Origin of the sequence: Kribbella sp. NPDC051137, from assembly GCF_040682535.1 — a bacterium.
Lineage (GTDB): Bacteria > Actinomycetota > Actinomycetes > Propionibacteriales > Kribbellaceae > Kribbella > Kribbella karoonensis.
The window spans coordinates 468,850-487,321 of the sequence record NZ_JBFBBI010000001.1; the positions used below are offsets into that span (position 1 = coordinate 468,850).

Consider the following 18,472-nt stretch of genomic DNA (forward strand, 5'->3'; position numbering starts at 1 on the left):
CGCGTCGACCGATTTAGCCGGCCGCTTCAACGTGACTTGCTTCATATTCTTCGCAACTATCAGCAGATCGCGATAGTTTGGAAAGAACGAACGTTCGGTTTGAGCTTGGGGGCGGCATGGCGCAGGCGACGCTGGAACGGGTGGGGCAACCGGAGCTGGAGAACTACGGCGGAGTCCGGCGGATACTCCGGGAGATCGCGCTGCTGGCGGTGCTGTTCGGGGTCTACAACCTCGGCCGCTTTCTCTCGGCCGAGCATTCCGGCGCCGCGTTCAAGCATGCGGACGAGCTGATCCGCTGGGAGGCCTGGCTGGGACTGCCGGGCGAGGCGTCGATCCAGCAGTACGCGCTGCAGGTCGACGGCCTCGCCCGGGTCGCCAATCTCTTCTACGCGGGTGTGCACTTCCCGCTGACGGCGGTCGTCCTGCTCTGGCTGATGATCCGCCGCCCGGCGCAGTACGGGAAGGCGCGCTGGGCGCTCGCCGCACTGACCGGGCTGGCGTTGATCGGGCACATGTCGTTCCCGCTGGCCCCGCCGCGGATGATGCCGGGCTGGGTGGACACCGGCGTACTGCTCGGCCAGTCGGTCTACGGGCCGAGCACGCACTCCGGGATCGCGAACCAGTTCGCCGCGATGCCGAGCCTGCACGTCGGCTGGGCGTTGATGGTCGCGGTGTTCATGATCCGCGCGACCCGCTCACGGTGGCGCTGGCTGTGGATCGCGCACCCGTTGCTCACCTTCACGGTCGTCGTGGTCACCGCGAACCACTACTGGCTGGACGGCCTGGTCGCGATCGCGCTCGCCGTGCCGTTGCTCCTGATCTTCGACAGCTCCTCGTCCGCGCGGACCAGAAACGGCGGCCGGTCCACGACCGACAACGCGGTCGCGCTACCGATGTCGAACCACAACCCGATCAGCTCGAGCCGCCCCTGCTCCTCGGCCCGGCGGACCGACGGGAAGGTGCGGAGGTTCTCCAGTTGCAGGGCGACGTTCGCGACCGACAGCTTGTCGGCGGCCGGCAACGTCGCGCCGGTCGCGGGATCGAGGACGTCGGGCAACCCGACCGCCCGCCGGATCGACGGCTCCAGGTGCCGCAACCAGCTCTCCAGCCCTGACCCTTCCGGTACGTCGGCCGCGAGCGCGGCGGCCGCGGCGCCGCAGCAGGAGTGACCGCAGACGACGATCGACCGGACGCCGAGAACGTCGACGGCGTACTCGATCGCGGCGTCCACCGAGCTGCTGTTCGACCCTTTCGGCGGGACCAGGTTGCCGATGTTCCGCACGCAGAACTGGTCACCCGGACCGCTGGTGGTGATCATCGTCGGCACGATCCGCGAGTCCGCGCAGGTGATGAACAGGTGCGCCGGCCGCTGACCTTCGGCGGCGAGCTTCGCGAGCAGGGCCTTGAGCGGGATGTCGTCGAGCTGCTCGGCGACGCCGTCGCGAAGCACCTCGACCGATCCGCCGCGCGCGACGTGCCCGCGCCGCCAGTCCTCGATCGCCTCGTACGCCGCGTGGTCGAGGTGGTTCACGCTGAGCTCGACCCGGACCGTGGCGCCGGCCGGGATCGCGCGCAACGTCCGGACCAGGGACGCGACGCCCAGGAACACCAGCGCGCCGCGGACCCGTACCGTCCACAGGCCGTCGGTCTCGGTCGCGGTCACGGTCGCCCGCGCCAGCCGGTAGAGCACCCGGACGAGGGCGAGCACCAGGCCGAGCAGGACGCCTTCGGCCAGTCCCAGTACGCCGACGCCGACCGCGGTCACGACGTACACGAGGAGTTCGTCGTGGCGGCGGAGCGTGCGGATGTGGGCGAGCTGCACCAGGCGGAGACCGGTCACCAGCAGTACGCCGGCCAGCGCGGCCATCGGGATCAGCTCGAGCATCGCACCCGCGGCGAGCACGAACGCGGCGATCCACAGGCCGTGCAGGATCGCGGACGCGCGGGTCCGCGCACCGGCCGCGACGTTGGTGGAGGAACGCACGATCACCCCGGTGACCGGCATCCCGCCGAGCGCACCGGAGACCGCGTTCGCGGCGCCCTGGCCGATCAGCTCGCGATCGAGATTGCTCCGGGCGCCGCGATGAAGCTTGTCGACGGCAACCGCCGACAGCAACGACTCGACGCTCGCGACGAGAGCGACGGTCAGTACGGCGGTGCCGATCTCGAGCGCCGTACCGTGCGGCATCTTCGGCAGGATCAGGCTCTGTAGCGGGTTGTCCGGCAGGTCGACCCGGACGACGTCCGGCATCGCGACGGCGGCCAGCGCGGTGACCAGGACGACGGCGACCAACGGGGCCGGGATTGCCTTGATTCTGGGGATTCTCGGCCAGGCCAGCACGATCGCGACGGTCAGGACGCCGACCGCGACCGAGGGGCCGTGATGCGTGATCAGTTGCGCCGGAAGCTCCGCCACGTTGGCGATCAGCGAGCTCTGTGCCTTGCCGCCGAGCACGACGTGCAGTTGCTGGACGGCGATCGTGACACCGATCCCCGCGAGCATGCCGTGTACGACGGCGGGCGACAGCGACAGGGCGAGCCGGCCGATCCGGGTGATGCCGAGCAGGATCTGCAGGACGCCGGCGGCGCAGGTGATGGCGGCGGTGGCGGCCCAGCCGAACTGGTTGACCAGCTCGGCGACGACGACGGTGAGACCGGCGGCCGGTCCGCTGACCTGGAGCGGCGAGCCGCCGAGCGCTCCGGCGACGACGCCGCCGACCACCGCGGCCACCAGGCCGGCGATCAGCGGGGCGCCGGACGCGGCGGCGATCCCGAGGGAGAGCGGGACGGCGATCAGGAAGACGACGAGTGAAGCAGGGAGATCATGGTGCAGGAAGTCCTTCCAGGGCAGGCGTTCGCGCGCACTGGGAGGGGAATGAGAAGTGGTCGGCACGAGGGAATCCTCCGGCGTCGGTGCGGTTGGCATCAGGCGTCGAAACTGCGAGTGTCGATCTGGTCACTCATCGTACTGACCCGCTCAAGGGCCGAACAGCGATTCGCCGAAATTGTTGCCCTGGGCGCCGAAGATGACGATCCTTCAGTCGCGCGTAGACTCGCCGCCATGGAGCTGGAACTGACCGGGAAGACCGCGGTGGTCACCGGAGCGAGCAAAGGCATCGGACTGGCGTGCGTCGAGGCGCTGGCGCGTGAAGGCGCCGACGTGATCGGCATCTCCCGCGACACCGGCAACCTGACGAAGGCACAGGAGACGCTGGCCGCGAAGGGGCTGAGCTTCCGGGCCGAGGCGGTCGACCTGACCGACGCCGACGCGACCCGGGCGGCGTTCGAGCGGATCGGCGTACCGGACATCCTGATCAACTGCGCGGGCGCGGCCCGGCGGACGCCGGTGGACGAGCTGGACAGTGCGGCGCTGCACGCCGCGATGGACGCGAAGTACTTCACCTACATGCACGCCACCGAGGCGGTGATCGGCGGGATGGCCGAGCGTGGCGGCGGCGCGGTCGTGAACGTGGTCGGCCAGGGCGGCCGCGCGGCGAACCCGCTGCACATCGGCGGCGGCGCGGCGAACGCGGCCCTGATGCTCGCCTCGGCCGGCTACGCGAAGGCCTATGCCGGCAAGGGCGTCCGGGTGAACGTGATCAACCCCGGTACGACGCGCACCGGCCGCGTCGACGAGGGCCTCGAGGCCGCCGTCCGCGCCACCGGCAGGCCGAAGGACGAGCTGCTCCAGGATCTGGTCCGCGACATCCCGATGGGCCGCGTCGGCGAGCCCGAGGAGGTCGCCGACGTCGCGGTGTTCCTGGCCTCAGCACGCGCCAGTTACGTGACCGCCTCGATCATCACGATGGACGGCGGGACCACCGCGGGCATCTGAGCTGGCCCTCCGGCCCGTCCTGGCGGACCATGAGAGAAATTCCTGTGCGCCGGAGGAGGGGTCGTGGGCGAGCTGAGCCGACGGTCGGCACGTGAGGTGCTGGACGATCACCTGAACATCGCGAACACCTGGACCGGTGGTTCGTTCGAGGACGTGCTGGCCGAGGACCTGCGGCGCAACGTGTCCGAGGACATCGTGGTCCTGATCAACCGGGGAACCTTCCGGGGACACGACGGGGTCCGGGAGCTCGCGCTGATGCTGGCCGGCGAACTGCCGGAGCACGAGGCGTTCGAGTACACGTACGTCGTGACCGACGGCCGGATGGGATTCCTGGAGTGGACGTACCAGGACTCGACCGTCCGGGTCCGCGACGGCGCCGACTCGTACCTGATCGAGGACGGCCGGATCGTCGCGCAGACGATCCACTACACCCTCGAAGCCCGCTGACGCGGAACGCGGGGCCGGCCCTGGTGGTGCCGACCCCGCGGCTTGGGGACTAGACCGTGATCCAGTCGATGTCGGCGATGTAGCCGTTCGGGTTGCTGACCTTGATCGAGTTGGAGCCGGCGGTCAGCTTCATCGGCAGGTAGGTGACCTGCGGTGTGCCCCAGTCGTTGTCGCCGAGGCCGCTGTAGTTCACCCAGTAGCTGTCGGTGCCGTTGACCGTCAGCATGCTCTGCCGGCTGGTGTCGCCGTCGGTGTAGGCGATCTTCACCAGGTACGTCCCGGTCTTCGGCACCGTGATGCCGTTCAGCGTCACGGTCGATCCGTATCCGATGTTTCCGATCTTCGCGCCGCCCGAGCAGAGCGTGCAGCCCGAGATGCTCGCGTCACCGGTCCGGGTACTGGTCGGCGCCTCCGCCTCGTACCGCACGGGTCCACCGGATGCCGACGTCAGCATCGTGACCGGCGCACTGGCGTGCGAGTCGTTGTCACCGCGAACGGAGAACGAGTACTGGGTCTGCGGGGACAGTCCGCTCACCACGGCCTCTGTACTCCGGCTGGTCGCGACTTGCTTGCCGTTGGCAAACACCTGGTACGACGTCGCGCCGGTGCTCGGCCGCCAGCTCAGGGACACCGTCGTACTGCTGACGTCGGTCGCGGTCAGGTCGGCCGGGACGCGCCGGCCGCTCGGCCAGATCTTGTACAGCTTCGAGCCGTGTGCCGGAAGGTCGGCACTGACCGAGCCGGACACGTTGGCGGTGTTCCGGTCCGCCCAGATGTCGCGGACAGTCGCCTTCCCGGCGATGCCGAGCCGGGCGAAGTCGCCGGTCACGGTGGCGGGGGAGTCGGCCAGGTTGAACAGCGCGACCGTCGTACTGCCGTCGGTGTTCTGTGCGTACCAGACCTGCTGCAGCTGGTCCTGGTCCAGCGGGCGGGCCGGCGTACCGGACTGGTCGATCGCGATCACTTCGCGGTTCGTCAGCAGTTTCAGGCCGTACGCGTCCAGCTTGGTCAGGTCGTCGCCGGCGAACAGCGGCGCCGAGTTGATCGCCCAGAACGTCATGTAGGACTGGCGTTCCGCGTCGGTCAGCCCGTCCATCGCGCCGACGCCGACGTCCAGCGCGTCGAGGTTGTTCCAGTGGCCGGGGCCGGCGTCGTCGATCCACTGCGTGACGTCCCACCAGCGTTGTTTCACCGAGCTGTCCCACTTCACGATCGTGTCGCAGTAGCACTCGACGTCGGTGTCGATCCGCCAGCCGTTGGAGTTCGCCTTCCAGACGTCGGCGTACCGGTGGCTGAGCGACCAGGACAGCGTGTACAGCATCGGCCGGCCCGCGTTCTGGACTGCCCGCCACCAGGCCTCGACGTCCGCGGTGTTGTTGTGGTTCGGGTCGTCCGGCGCGCCCTTCCAGGAGCCCGGCCCGACACCGTCCATCTTGATGAAGTCGACGCCCCACGACGCGAACAGCCTGGCGATCGAGTCCGCGTACTTCTGCGCGCACGGGCTCGCGTAGTCGATCTTGTACGCCGCGTCCCAGCCGTTCGTCTTCCGCAGGTCCGGGTAGACGATGTCCCGGGTGAAGCAGCCGGGCGCGTCGTAGATCGGCGTGTTGCCGTCCCGGTACACGTCCGTGCCGAGGCCGACCGTCGTGTAGATCCCGAACTTCAGGCCGAGCCTGTGGATGTCGTCGCCGAGGGCCTTCATCCCGCGCGGGAAGCGCTTCGCCATCGCGACCGGACGGCCGTACTCGTCGCCGCCGTCCTGCCAGCCGGCGTCGACGTTGACGTACTCGTACCCGTACGGCTTGAGTTTCGTGGCCAGGGCCTGTGCCTGGGTGAGGATGTTCTTCTCGCTGATGAAGCTGCCCGGGCCGTCGGGGTTCACGCCCGGGTAGTTGGTGGACTGCAGACTCCAGCTGCTCCAGCCCATGTACGGCCTGGCCGCGAGTTGTGGTTGTTCCTGGGCTGCGTTTGCCGGGTTTGCCGGGTTTGCTGCGTTTGCCGGGGCGGCCGCGGCCGTCACCAGGGCGCCGGCGGCCAGCAGAAGCGAAGTACGACGTCTCAAATGCATGGGAGCGTCCTCCGGGGGAGGAGTGAGCGGACCCTGCCGAGCCTAGGACGGTTTAATTTACGTGGTCAAGTATTCGGGTGTCGTGACTTGCTGTGACACGACTGCCATCGAACCTTGATCAACTTCGGCACCCCGTCGGCTCGTCGTACCAGCAGCAGGCCGGCTCGTGAGGATGCCGGCCGGATGTACGAGGGGGTTCCATCATCGTGAACGGAAGAAGACTCGGCCGGGGCGTCGTCGCCACGGCCGGTGCGGCCGGACTGGTCGCACTCGCCGCGCTGTCGGCAACCGCCGGCGCATCGGCGGCCGCATCGTCGGATGCACCGTCGGCCACCGGCCGACCGGCGCTGAAACTGGTTGCCGGAAGCATCGACGTGACGCTGGACAACTCGCCTGACTACGGGGTCGACCTCGACCTCGGGACGCACATGGTGTCCGGCAACGCGCCGGTCGAGGTGCGGGCCACGCGGGCGACGTACGCCTCGCCGGTGGTCGCGACGCAGTACGTGAACGGCAAGGCGGCCCGGCAGTTGCCGAAGGGGCTCGTCACGGACTTCTCCGGGCTGGGGAAGTTCCTGCACGTCACGGTCACCGACGCGCGCGGCAAGAAGGTCCTCGACAAGGACCAGACCGTGTGTCTGAACGGCGATGGCTCACGGACCCGTCCGGACGCGCCGGCGACGTCGCCGTACCCGGGGGACTGTGCGGCGAACCCGTTCACCCAGGGGGCCGTGTGGGGGCTGCAGACCGGGTGGTCGGTCCACACGTTCAACGGAGACGCCGCTCCGGTGCAACTTGCCGTGGGCAAGTACAAGGCGGTTGTCACCGTCAACAAGGCCTACCGGGACTTCTTCAGGATTCCGGCGAACGCCGCCTCGGTGAAGCTGAACCTGACGATCCAGAAGGCACAGGACTGCGTCCGTGGATGCTTCGGCGCCAAGAAGGCGAAGTCTCTTGCGCTGAAGGCGAATCCGGCCCGGCCGACCGGCAAGGCCAGTGTGCCGAAGGGGCCGAAGCCGGACCTCCGGCCGGTACCCGCGTGGGGGATCCAGGTCGCGCCGGGCGACGAGGGGACGCCGGACGCGAACAAGGACTTCCTGCAGTTCTCGGCCACCGTGTGGAACGCGGGCCCGTCGCCGCTGGTCCTGGACGGTTTCCGTCGCCAGGGCAAGGACCTGATGGACGCGTACCAGTACTTCTACGACGCGCACGGCAAACAGGTCGGGTACCAGACCACCGGCACGCTGGAGTGGGACGGTCGTCCCGGCCACAACCACTGGCACTTCACCGACTTCGCGCGCTACAGCCTGCTGAACGCGAAGCAGACCGAGGTGGTGCGCAGCCAGAAGGAGGCGTTCTGCCTGGCCGCGACCGACGCCATCGACTACACGGTGAAGAACGCGAACTGGCACCCGGGCAACACCGACCTGCACACCGCGTGCGGCGACCACAGTTCGCTCTCGGTCCGTGAGGTCCTGGACGTCGGGAACGGGGACACGTACGTCCAGACGCTGCCGGGCCAGTCCTTCGACATCACCACTCTTCCCAACGGCACGTACTACGTCCAGGTGACCGCCAACCCGGAGCACCGGCTGTACGAGTCCAGCACCACGAATAACGTTGCCCTGCGCAAGGTCGTCCTCGGCGGCACGTTGCACCACCGCACCGTCAAGGTGCCCCCGGTCGGCGTCATCAACATCCCCTGATGCCGCCGCTGCCGGTCCGCTCACCGGCACGGCTCGCGCCCCCGGCCCTGATCCAGCCGGGGGCGCGAGTCGCTCTCAGCTTGTTCCAAGCAAGTCCTCCCTATCTTCGAAACGATCAGAGGAGGGGTTGATGCGCCGAGGTTTCGTCGCTGTCGCCGGGGCTTTGTCGTTGATCGCGCTGGCGGGGTGTCAGGGAGCACCCATGCATTCGGCCGGTACGTCGATCCAGGTGCAGCACCATCCGCGGCTACGAGCTTCTTCGGTCAACTGGGTCATCAAGGACCATCAGCTCGCCGGTCCGGCCGACCTCGCCGGGTACACCGATCATGTCAGCGTCCGCAGCGGCGAGCCGTTCAAGCTGTACGTCTCGTCCTCCGACGGCAGCTTCACCGTCGACGCCTTCCGGCTCGGCTGGTACGGCGGAGCCGGGGCGCGCCTGGTCTGGACGTCGGCCGTCGTACCGGGCGTGAAGCAGGCCGCGCCGACGCTCACCAGGCTCCGGATGGTGACGACGAACTGGCGGCCGTCTCTCACGGTCCCCACGACCGGCTGGCTGCCGGGCGCGTACGTCCTGTTGCTGCGCGCCGCCGACGGCAAGGAGAAGTACGTGCCGATGGTCGTGCGCTCGGACTCGGCCCGCGACGCGGTGCTGGTCGTGGACGCCGTCAACACCGAGGAGGCGTACAACGCGTGGGGCGGCTACTCGCTCTACCACGGGCCGCGCGAGCAGCATGCCACCCGTTCGCTCGAGGTCACGTTCGACCGGCCGTACGACCTGAACGGTGCGCGCGGCCTGCTCGACTTCGCGGCGCCGGTGATCCAGGAGGCGGAGCAGAGCGGCGTACGGCTGGCGTATGCGACCAGTGCGGACCTGGAGGCCGATCCGGGACTGCTGGACGGCGCCCGGGGGATCGTGTTCGGCGGGCATGACGAGTACTGGTCGCTCGGGATGCGCGAGGCGGTGACGAAGGCGCGCGACCACGGCACCAACCTGGCGTTTCTGGGCGCGAACTCGGTGTTCTGGCGGGTGCGGTATGCGCCGAGCCGACTCGGGCAGCGGCGGGTGATGATCGGGTACAAGGATGCGCGCCTCGACCCGGTGAAGAACCAGCCGGACACTACGGTGCGCTGGCGGAGCGATCCGTACCCGGACCCGGAGAACAGCCTGACCGGCATGCTCTACGAGTGCTTCCCGGCGGTCGGCGCGTTCACCGTCCGCGACCCGGGGTTCTTCCTGTTCGCGGGCACCGGCGCCCGCCCGGGTACGGCGTACCCGGGGTTGATCGGCGACGAGGCGGACCGGGCGTATCCGATCGCCGGTACGCCGGCAAACCTGCAGGTGGTCGCCCATTCGCCGACCAGCTGCGGGTCGAAGCACACGTACTCCGACGCGACGTACTACACCGTGCCTTCCGGAGCCGGGGTGTTCGACACCGGATCGATCGAATGGGTACGCGCGTTGGCGGGCCCGGACGCGAAGGCGGGCGTCGGACCGGCGGCGGTGGCGTTCGCGCGCGCCGTTACCCTGAACGTGTTTCGCTCGTTGGCTCAGGGACCGCTGGGGCACAAGCACCCGGCGCGTGCAGACTTCGCCCGGCTGCATGCGTCGCCGCTGACGACCAGCGGGACCGGCGGGCCGGTCGGCAAGCCAATGTCGTCGAAGCAACTGCGAAGCAAGGCGTAAGGAGAAGCGGTGCGACGGGCGTTGGTACTGGGTACGGCGATCCTGCTGCTGGCTGCCGGATGTAAATCGGCGGCCGCGCCGACTGCCGCACCTTCGAGCACATCCCGGTCCTCGGCGGCACCAACTCCCTCAGAGGCGCCGAGTGCGAGCGTGGTGGCGGAGAACTCGAAGCCTGGGACGACGGCGTGGAAGATCGACACCGCGCGGATCGCCGGGCCGATGGAGTTGGCCGGGTACGCCGATCAGGTGCGGGTCCGCAGCGGGCAGTCCTTCCGGCTGTTCGTCACCTCGACCGCCGGCGCGTTCACCGTGCGCGCCTTCCGGATCGGGTGGTACGGCGGGACCGGCGGGCGGTTGGTGTGGACGTCGCCGTCCGTCCCGGGCCGCGCGCAACCCGCGCCGACCGTGCGGCCGTCCGACCACATGGTCAGCACGGAGTGGACGCCTTCGTTGACCGTTCCCACGACCGGGTGGCCGGCCGGCGCGTACCTGTTGCTGCTCAGGGCGGCCGACGGCAAGGAGAAGTACGTCCCGATCACGGTCCGCTCGGAGTCGACGCGGGACGCGGTGGTGATCGTGAACGCCGTGAACACGTACGAGGCGTACAACGCGTGGGGCGGATACTCGCTGTACAACGGGCCGGACAACTCGTTCGCGTCGCGCGCGCATCGGGTCACGTTCGACCGGCCGTACGAGGGGAACGGCGCGAAGACCCTGGTGCAGTCGGAGTTGCCGCTGATCCAGTTGGCGGAGCAGAGCGGCGTACGGCTCGCCTACCTCACGAGTGTCGACCTGGCGACCGATCCGAACGCACTCGCCGGGGCCCGCGGAGTGGTGTCGCTCGGGCACGACGAGTACTGGACCGGCGCGATGCGGGACGCCGTCACGAAGGCGCGGGACGCCGGGACGAACGTGGCGTTCCTCGGAGCGAACGCGGTGTACTGGCGGGTGCGGTACGAGAGCGCGAACCGGGTGGTCGTCGGGTACAAGGACGCGAACCTCGACCCGTTGAAGAACCGCCCGGACACCACGGCGAAGTGGAGGAGCAAACCGGATCCGCGGCCGGAGAACTCGCTGACCGGGATGCTCTACGAGTGCTTCCCGGCGGTGGGGTCGTTCACCGTCCGGGATCCCGCCTCCTTCTTGTTCGCGGGCACCGGCGCGGCGAAGGGGTCGACGTACCCCGGGCTGGTCGCGACCGAGGTGGACCGGGCCTACCCGATCGCCGGTACGCCGAAGAACCTGCAGGTGGTGGCCCATTCGCCGGTGTCCTGCGGGCCGTCGATCCGGACGTTCTCGGACGCGACGTACTACACGGTGCCGTCCGGCGCCGGGGTGTTCGACACCGGCTCGATGAACTGGGTCCCTTCCCTGCACGGCCCGAACTCGAAGCACGCGCTGACGATGCGAGAGGTCACGTTCGCCCGCAAGGTCACCCTGAACCTGATCCGCGGGATGGCCGCCGGTCCGCTCGGCCGCGCCCACCCCGCCACCGGCGACCTCGCGACCCTCGGCGCCTCGCCGTCCACCTCCACAGGTTCCGGCGGCACCGTCGGCTGACGTTTCGACCACGGTGTGAGGTCTTGACCAGGGGTGAGGTGCTGATTACCTTCTAAGCACCCGGTGTGGGAAATCGATTTCTCCCGCCCTGACCCGCACCGGGTTCCAGGAGGCCGGCATGCGAAAGATCGCCCTTGCTCTTCTTCCTCTCAGCCTGGTCGCCGTCCTTCCGGCGAGCGCCGCGACCACCGGCTCACTGCCGGAGAGCACGTTCTTCTCGACCGTCGGAGTCGACGCCGGCGCCACCGTGGGCGCCCCCGCGATCGGCGATGACAAGGACCACGGCGACCTCTGGCCGAACTGCTGGTCCGACGACGACAACGTGTACGCCGCGTACGGCGACGGTGTCGGCTTCGGGTCCAGCGCGAGCGACATCGGCGTCACCAGGATCTCCGGCCTGCCCGGCTCGTTGAGCGGCACGCAACTCGCCCAAGGTGACCAGCTCGGCAAGGTCTGGACCGCCGACCACACCCGCAAACCCACCGGCATGGCCTGCGTCGGCGGTGCCCTCTACCTCGCCGTCCAGGACCTCGCGTTCGACTTCGACGACGCCCCCGCCGCGACGATCGCGAAGTCCACCGACAAGGGCCGCACCTGGACCTTCGACACGAGCGCCCCGATGTTCGGCGGCTCGAAGTTCACCACGATCTTCTTCCTCGACTACGGCAAGAACTACGTGAACTCGCCCGACGGCTACGTCTACGCGTACGGCCTCGACAACAACTGGCGCGACTCGTTCTCGAACCGCGTCCCCGACCCGGTCGACCTGTGGCTGGCCAGGGTCCCCGCGACGAGCGTGCAGGACCGGTCGACGTGGCAGTTCTACGCCGGCAGCTCCAACGGCGTACCGCAGTGGACCGCGGACATCAACGCCCGGGTCGCAGCACTGCACGACGACCGGCACGTGTACGTGAACGTCGGTACGGCGGGACGCGCGCGGGACCTGACCACGATCAGCCAGGGCGGTGTCGTGTACGACAAGCCGCTCAACAGGTACATCTACACGTCCTGGACGGAGTACACCTTCGAGTTCTACGAATCGCCGACGCCGTGGGGGCCGTGGACGCACTTCACCCCCAAGGACTTCGGCGGTTATCCGTGGACGCACGCGAAGCACGGCGGCTACGCGACGACGATCCCGTCGAAGTACATCAGCGCCGACGGGAAGAACATGTGGCTGCAGTCGAACGTCTGCACCTGCGGCGGCGGCCTCAACGACCGGTGGGCGTACACGTTCTCGCTCCGCAAGCTGTCGCTCACCCCGTCGGTGCCGACGACGCCGGACAACGCGCTCGACGGCACCCGGAACCTGGCGCGCGAGTCCGGCACCGTACCGATCGAGCGGGCCACGCACTTCGGGCAGTCGAGCTACAACGACGGCGTCCGCGCGCAGAACGAGGACGACTGGAACGACGAGCGCAAACCGCTCAGCTGGTGGGGCTACACGTGGCCGCGGACGTACAACCTGAACAAGGTCGTCTACACCACCGGAACGATGTTCGGCGACGGCGGCTGGTTCGCGTCGGTGCCGAGAGTGCAGGTACGGCGGAACGGGGTGTGGACGGATGTCACCGGGCAGACCGCGACCCCGGCGTACCCGACCAGCTCGGCGGCCGGCAGCAACGCGACGTACGTCTTCAGCTTCGACCTGACCTCGGGGGACGGGGTGCGAATCATCGGTACGCCGGGCGGGACGCAGACGTTCACGTCAATCGGTGAACTGGAGGCGTACTACGGCTCGGCCGTCACGGACCCGAGCTTCGAGGCGCAGCCGGGTACGACAGTCGGTGCGCCGTGGCAGACCGAGGGGACCGGGACGAAGGGGATCGACCACGACAAGGGGGCATGGGCTGAGCAGGGGCGGAACAATGCGTGGATCAACGCTTCTGACGCGACCTGGAACGCCTTCAAACAAACGGTTCCCGTCAAGCCGAACACCAACTACCGGTTGACCGGCTGGGTGGAGGGGTCCGGCAACTTCACCGGCGGGTACTTCGGCATCCGCTCCGGGAGCACGCCGTACGCCGAAACCAACTACTCGGCTCCGCCCGGGTACAAACAGCTGACGGTCACGTTCAACTCCGGCTCGAACACGCTGATGACGGTCTTCGCCGGTTACTGGGGCGTCGACGCCCCCACCTGGCTCCGCCTCGACAACATCTCCCTACAACCAGCCTGAGGCGGAGCCGAGCCGTGGAAGGCAGCCACTCCGCTCCGCCCCAGGAACCTAGTTGAACCCCGCCGCACCGGCGCTTCCTTCTCCCCCACCCCACCCGCTCCACACGCCGGGCCGTCGCCCGCAGGGCGGCGGCGCGGCGTTCTGTTCTAGTGGTGTTGTGGGCGGCGCCGCGTGCGGGCTGGCCGGAGGTGGGAGTCCATCCGCGCGTGCTGCCTCCGGCCGAGGGGGAACGGACGGGAGGTCCGCGGGAGCGTGCTGCTCTTCGGGGTCGAGAGCTGGATCTCGGTCTGCTGCAGGTTGAGGCGGATCGGGACCTGGTGCCACGGGGAGCGGGTGCGGACGAGGATCAGGCGGAACTGCCCGTCCCGGCGCAGCCGCAGACCGATCGCGACCGTGGCGATCGCCGGGACCAGCCCGGCGAGCAGCAGCGCGGACCGGGCCCCGAAGTGCTGGGCGAGGAACCCGACCATCGGCCCGCCGATCGCGCCGCCGCCGATGAAGACCAGGTTGTAGATCCCGGACACCCGCCCGCGCAGGCCGTCCGGCGTGGTCAACTGGACCATCGACTGCGCCGCGGTGAGGAACATCAGCGTCGCCATCCCCATCGACGCGAGCACCGGGATGAAGGTCCACAGCGACGGCTGGATCGCCGCCAGCACCTCGGTGACCGTCAGCAGGCACGCGATCCCGATCAGGTTCCGCAGCCGCGTCGGCCGCACCCGTCGCGCTGACAGCAGCGCCCCTGCCAGCGCCCCGAACGCGACCACCGAGTTCAGTACGCCGTACCCCGAAGCGCCGGTGTGGAACACCCGGTCGGCGAACGCCGTCAGCGTCACCGGCAGGCTGATCGTGAACATCCCGTAGATCCCCACGAGCGCGATCGCCCACCGCACAGCCGGCTCGTCCAACGCGTACCGGACCCCGTCCCGCAGCCCGTCCCGGATCCGCAGCCCGGCGCTGGCCTTCCGCGCGGCGTGGAATCCGGGCATCTCGCTCTCCCGCATCCGCAGCAGCGCGCTGATCGAGGCGAAGAACGTCAGCCCGTTGAGCGCGAACGCCCACCCGGCCCCGATCGTGCCGAGCAGTACGCCGCCGAGCGCCGGGCCGATCAGGCTGCCGAGCTGGAACGTCGACGACACCATGCTGATCGCGTTCCGCACCGTGTCCCGCGGGACGAGTTCGGTGACGAACGACTGCCGCGTCGGATTGTCGACAGCGGTCGCGAGACCGAGCACGAAGGCCATCGTGTAGACGTGCCAGACCTGGACGCTGCCGGTGAAGGCGGTCAGCGCGAGGATGCCGGCGCAGGTCCCCATCGTGACCTGCGTGACCAGCAGGATCTTCCGCTTCGGGAAGCGGTCCGCGATCACGCCGCCGTACAGCCCGAGGACCAGCGTGGGGAGGAACTGCAGCGCGGTCGTGATGCCGACCGCGGTGGCACTGCCGGTGAGCGTGAGCACCAGCCAGTCCTGGGCGATGCGCTGGATCCAGCCGCCGGTGGAGCTGACCAGCAGCCCGCTGACCAGGAGGCGGAAGTTGCGGACCCGCAGCGCGCTGAAGGTGTCCTTGAATCCGGGGCGGCGCGCCTGCGTCTCCCGGAGTTTGGTCGAGTCGGTGGGGCGGTGGAGGTGGAAGTCGGTGGACGGGACAGTACCGGTGGCCCGGGTGGTCAAGAGCGATCCCTACGCGATTGGACTGGTCAGGGGAGGACCCCTCCATCCTCAGGGGTGGACGCTGGATTCCCCCAACGAATTACTCCTATTAGTCTTATTGCGTGACGTAATGGGAGGTGCATCGATGTACGACCCGGACCAGCTCCGGACGTTCCTGGCGGTCGCGCAGTCGCTCAGCTTCACCCAGGCGGCGGAGCGGCTGGGGATCCGGCAGCCGACGGTCAGCCAGCACGTGCGGAAACTCGAGACGGCGGTCGGGCGTCCGCTGTTCGTCCGTGACACCCGCACTGTCACGCTGACCGCGGACGGTGAGGCGATGGCCGGGTTCGCGCGGACCATCCTGGCCGCCCACGAGGAGGCCGCCGGGTACTTCACCGGCTCCGAGCTCCGCGGCCGGCTGCGGTTCGGCGTCACCGACGACCTGGCGCTGACGCCGCTGCCGAAGATCCTCCGCGACTTCCGCCAGCTGTATCCGCGGATCGACCTGGAGCTGACCGTGGCGCAGAGCCCGAACCTGCTCCGCCGGGTCGAGTCCGGGCACCTCGACCTCGCGTACGTGAAGCACGGCGGCGGCGGTTACGAGCCGAACGGGCGGCTGGTACGCCGGGACTCGCTGGTCTGGGGCGGGATCTCGGGGACCCGGATCGCGCCGGACGGGCCGGTGCCGCTGGTCACGTACCAGGCGCCGTCGCTGAGCCGGTCACTCGGCGTCCAGGCGATCGAGCAGGCGGGCCGGACCTGCCGGATCACCTGCATCGTCCGCGGCGTGAACGGCGTACTGGCGGCGGTCCGGGCCGGGCTGGGGATCGCGATCTTCGCCCGCTCGCTGATGCCCGCCGACCTGGTCGAACCCCCACCCAGCGCCGGCCTCCCCGAGCTCCCCACGATCGACCTCGTCCTGATCACGAACCCCCGCGCCGCCAAGGAACCGGCCGAAGCCCTGACAGCGGCGATCCTCGGCAGCAACGCTCCCCTCAAACCGGAGGCGGGTTAGCCGGTCATGCGGCCGGCTTGCGTGCAGGCGGCTTCGCCGTGACACGCCTTCAGTGCTTGTAAAGCTTTGTGGAGCTGCGCCTTCCGTGCAGCCGGCAGCGAGGCTGCCGTGTTGTTCAGCTGCAGCGGGTCCTTCGAGCGGTCGTAGTACTCCACCGTCCCGTCCGAGTACTCGACGTACGTCGCCGTGGCCGTCCGCAGCGCCTCGTACGTCGTCGGGTTGCCGCTGCCCTTCTTGGGGTAATCAGGGTCCTTCGGATCGATGTCCGGCCCGTGGTGCTCGACGAGACTCGCCGTACGCCAGTCCGACGGCGGCGTACCGCTGAACAGCGACGTCAGCGAGCGGCCGTCGACGCCCGGTGCGGGGGTGAGCCCGGCGAGGGTCTCGAACGTCGGCGCGAGGTCGATGTTCTGCGCCGGCTGCGGCAGCGTCGTACCCGCCTTGATCCCCGGCCCGGCCATCACCAGCGGAACGTGGACGTCGGTCTCGAACGCGGTCTGCTTGCCCGCCGTCAGCCGGTGCTCACCGAGGTGGTAGCCGTTGTCGGAGCTGAACACCACCACGGTGTTGTCCGCGGCACCGGTCTTCTCCAGCGTGTCACGCAGCGAGCCGATCATCCGGCCGACCGACTGCACCGCCTGCGCGCGCTTCCGGAACGCCTTGTCGAGCGCCTTCTGCTGCTTCGGCGTCAGCGCGGGATGCTTGGCCAGCCACGGTGGCGCGTTCGCGGGCAGCTTGTCGTACGACGCGTCGCGCGGAGCCTTCAGTCCCGGGAACTTGCTCTTGTCCTGCGGCGCCGGCGTGTACGGGCCGTGCGGCGCGAACGTCGCGATCTCCAGGAAGAACGGCTGTTTGGCGTTGCTGATCACGTCGCGGGCCCTCCCGGCGAGTACGTCGGTCAGGTAGTCGCTGGGCGCCTTCCCGTGCTTCTCGAGTTGATGGTTCGCGTTCAGCGTGTAGTTGTACTCGTTGTACCCGTTGCCGGCGACGTACCAGTCGTTCCAGCCCGGAGGTACATAGTTCTGCCGGCCGTCGACGGTACCGTCCGGCTGGTAGCCGTTCAGGTACTTGCCCATCATCGCGGTGTGGTAGCCCGCCTTCTGCAGCGCGGTCGCGAACGTCGAGTCCTCGTTCTGCCGCTGGTGGAAGACCTTGAACCCGCCGTCCTTCCCGCCGTTGGTGAAGACGCCGGTGTCGTGCGGGAACTTGCCGGTGAAGATCGACGACCGTGACGGGCAGCAGAGCGAGTCGGTGACCGTGTAGTTGCTGAACGACGCGCCGTCCTTGGCCAGCTCCTGGACCTGTGGCATGTACTGCAGCAGATTCATCGAGAGATCGTCTGTCAGCACGAACACGATGTTCGGATGCGTCGGCTTGACGGCCGGCTGGGCCGGCTCGGCCGGTTTGGAGCAACCGGTGAGCAGCAGCGCGAGTACGACGGCGATCATTCGTCGGAAGAGCATGTATTTCACCGTAAACACGATGCGGCGATCTGCACCTGAAGAGTCGCTGAAGGTCAGACCAGCGCGTGCCCGCGCAGTACCAGCGAAACGATGCTCACGGCAGCGATCGCGATCGTGACCAGGAACGGCGCGTTCCGCCACACCAGGATGACGGCCAGCAGCGCGGCGACCACCGCCAGCGCGACCCATGCGACGGCCCCGATCGGGCCGGCCGGGGCGATCACCAGCAGCCCGGTCGCCGCCGCCAGCGGGAGCGGCGCGACCAGCCGGGCGTACCGGCCGAGCCGCTGCGGCCAGCCGCGCACTCCGGTGGCCAGGTCGTCGGCGAGGTCCGGTACGACGTTTGCCAGGTGGGCACCGATCCCGAGAAGGGCACCGGCCGCGGTCGCCCACCACGGCGCCCACACCCGTGCGGTGCCGAGCGTCACGAACGAGGGCAGCCCGCCGAACGCGACGGCGTACGGCAGCCAGGAGACCACGGTCGATTTCAGGCCGAGGTTGTACGCCCAGGCGCAGGCGACGAACCCGAGATGAACCAGTCCGGCCGCGAATCCGTTCGCGAGAGAGACGGGAACGGTGATCACCAGCATGACGCCGGCACCGATCGCCAGCGTCCGGCGACTCACCAGTCCGCGCACCACGGGCTTGTCCCGGCGGTTCACAATGGTGTCGCGGGCGGCATCTATCGCGTCATTGCTCCAGCCGATCGAGAGGTGGCCGGTGAGGATCGTTGCTGCTACCAGGAGACACCCGGCCGGACTTCGCCCGGCCGACCACGCGACGGCCGTGACCAGCGCGGTGACGGCGACGGTCGGCCCCGGGTGGCACGCGAGAGCGAGACCTCTGAGTACGGTCCTCACCGA

Annotated in this window: 12 protein-coding genes and 1 pseudogene; 8 read left to right on the top strand and 5 right to left on the bottom strand. The window is 69.0% G+C overall.

The genetic code is table 11. From position 1 onward, the window contains the following. Positions 1-116: 116 nt before the first annotated feature. Positions 117-746: pseudogene (locus tag AB0M51_RS02320) on the top strand (phosphatase PAP2 family protein); the annotation flags it as partial. 20 nt (positions 747-766) lie between these two features. Here AB0M51_RS02320 and AB0M51_RS02325 read toward each other — a convergent pair. Further along, entirely contained in the window at positions 767-2,893 is a 2,127-nt protein-coding gene (locus tag AB0M51_RS02325) for a bifunctional SulP family inorganic anion transporter/carbonic anhydrase (protein WP_344189766.1), read from the bottom strand. A gap of 168 nt (positions 2,894-3,061) precedes the next feature. On the opposite strand from AB0M51_RS02325, the gene AB0M51_RS02330 reads away from it, so the two are divergent. Then, entirely contained in the window at positions 3,062-3,835 is a 774-nt protein-coding gene (locus AB0M51_RS02330; RefSeq protein WP_344189764.1) for an SDR family oxidoreductase, read from the top strand. A 63-nt stretch (positions 3,836-3,898) separates the two neighbouring features. Continuing rightward, a complete protein-coding gene (locus AB0M51_RS02335; protein WP_344189762.1) occupies positions 3,899-4,282 on the top strand; it encodes a nuclear transport factor 2 family protein in 384 nt (127 codons plus the stop codon). 49 nt (positions 4,283-4,331) lie between these two features. On the opposite strand, the gene AB0M51_RS02340 is transcribed toward AB0M51_RS02335, so the two are convergent. Then, on the bottom strand, positions 4,332-6,350 hold the full coding sequence (locus AB0M51_RS02340; protein WP_363747759.1) for a fibronectin type III domain-containing protein: 2,019 nt from the start codon (positions 6,348-6,350) through the stop codon (positions 4,332-4,334). 206 nt (positions 6,351-6,556) lie between these two features. Between AB0M51_RS02340 and AB0M51_RS02345 the strand changes: the two genes are divergently transcribed. The 4 genes from AB0M51_RS02345 (at position 6,557) to AB0M51_RS02360 (ending at position 13,479) form a co-directional block, all read left to right on the top strand. Beyond that, positions 6,557-8,056: a lysyl oxidase family protein gene (locus tag AB0M51_RS02345; RefSeq protein WP_363747761.1), complete on the top strand. Its 1,500-nt coding sequence runs from the start codon at positions 6,557-6,559 to the stop codon at positions 8,054-8,056. A gap of 202 nt (positions 8,057-8,258) precedes the next feature. Continuing rightward, entirely contained in the window at positions 8,259-9,740 is a 1,482-nt protein-coding gene (locus AB0M51_RS02350) for a N,N-dimethylformamidase beta subunit family domain-containing protein (RefSeq protein ID WP_363747763.1), read from the top strand. A gap of 150 nt (positions 9,741-9,890) precedes the next feature. Continuing rightward, positions 9,891-11,300, top strand: a complete 1,410-nt coding sequence (locus tag AB0M51_RS02355) for a N,N-dimethylformamidase beta subunit family domain-containing protein (RefSeq protein WP_344189754.1) — start codon at positions 9,891-9,893, stop codon at positions 11,298-11,300. A gap of 118 nt (positions 11,301-11,418) precedes the next feature. Continuing rightward, positions 11,419-13,479 (top strand): hypothetical protein, encoded by a 2,061-nt coding sequence (locus AB0M51_RS02360; protein ID WP_344189752.1) that lies wholly within the window; start codon positions 11,419-11,421, stop codon positions 13,477-13,479. A gap of 146 nt (positions 13,480-13,625) precedes the next feature. On the opposite strand, the gene AB0M51_RS02365 is transcribed toward AB0M51_RS02360, so the two are convergent. Then, complete coding sequence (locus AB0M51_RS02365; RefSeq protein WP_344189750.1) at positions 13,626-15,152, bottom strand: MFS transporter; 1,527 nt, start codon at positions 15,150-15,152, stop codon at positions 13,626-13,628. Between the two features lie 124 nt (positions 15,153-15,276). Between AB0M51_RS02365 and AB0M51_RS02370 the strand changes: the two genes are divergently transcribed. Beyond that, positions 15,277-16,146 (top strand): LysR substrate-binding domain-containing protein, encoded by an 870-nt coding sequence (locus AB0M51_RS02370; RefSeq protein ID WP_344189748.1) that lies wholly within the window; start codon positions 15,277-15,279, stop codon positions 16,144-16,146. Here the strand turns inward: AB0M51_RS02370 and AB0M51_RS02375 are convergent. Together AB0M51_RS02375 and AB0M51_RS02380 are read right to left on the bottom strand one after the other, a co-directional pair. Then, on the bottom strand, positions 16,143-17,609 hold the full coding sequence (locus AB0M51_RS02375; protein WP_344189746.1) for a sulfatase: 1,467 nt from the start codon (positions 17,607-17,609) through the stop codon (positions 16,143-16,145). The two genes, AB0M51_RS02370 and AB0M51_RS02375, sit on opposite strands and share 4 nt — an antisense overlap. A 53-nt stretch (positions 17,610-17,662) precedes the next feature. Next, complete coding sequence (locus AB0M51_RS02380) at positions 17,663-18,469, bottom strand: UbiA family prenyltransferase (RefSeq protein ID WP_344189744.1); 807 nt, start codon at positions 18,467-18,469, stop codon at positions 17,663-17,665. Positions 18,470-18,472 lie beyond the last annotated feature (3 nt).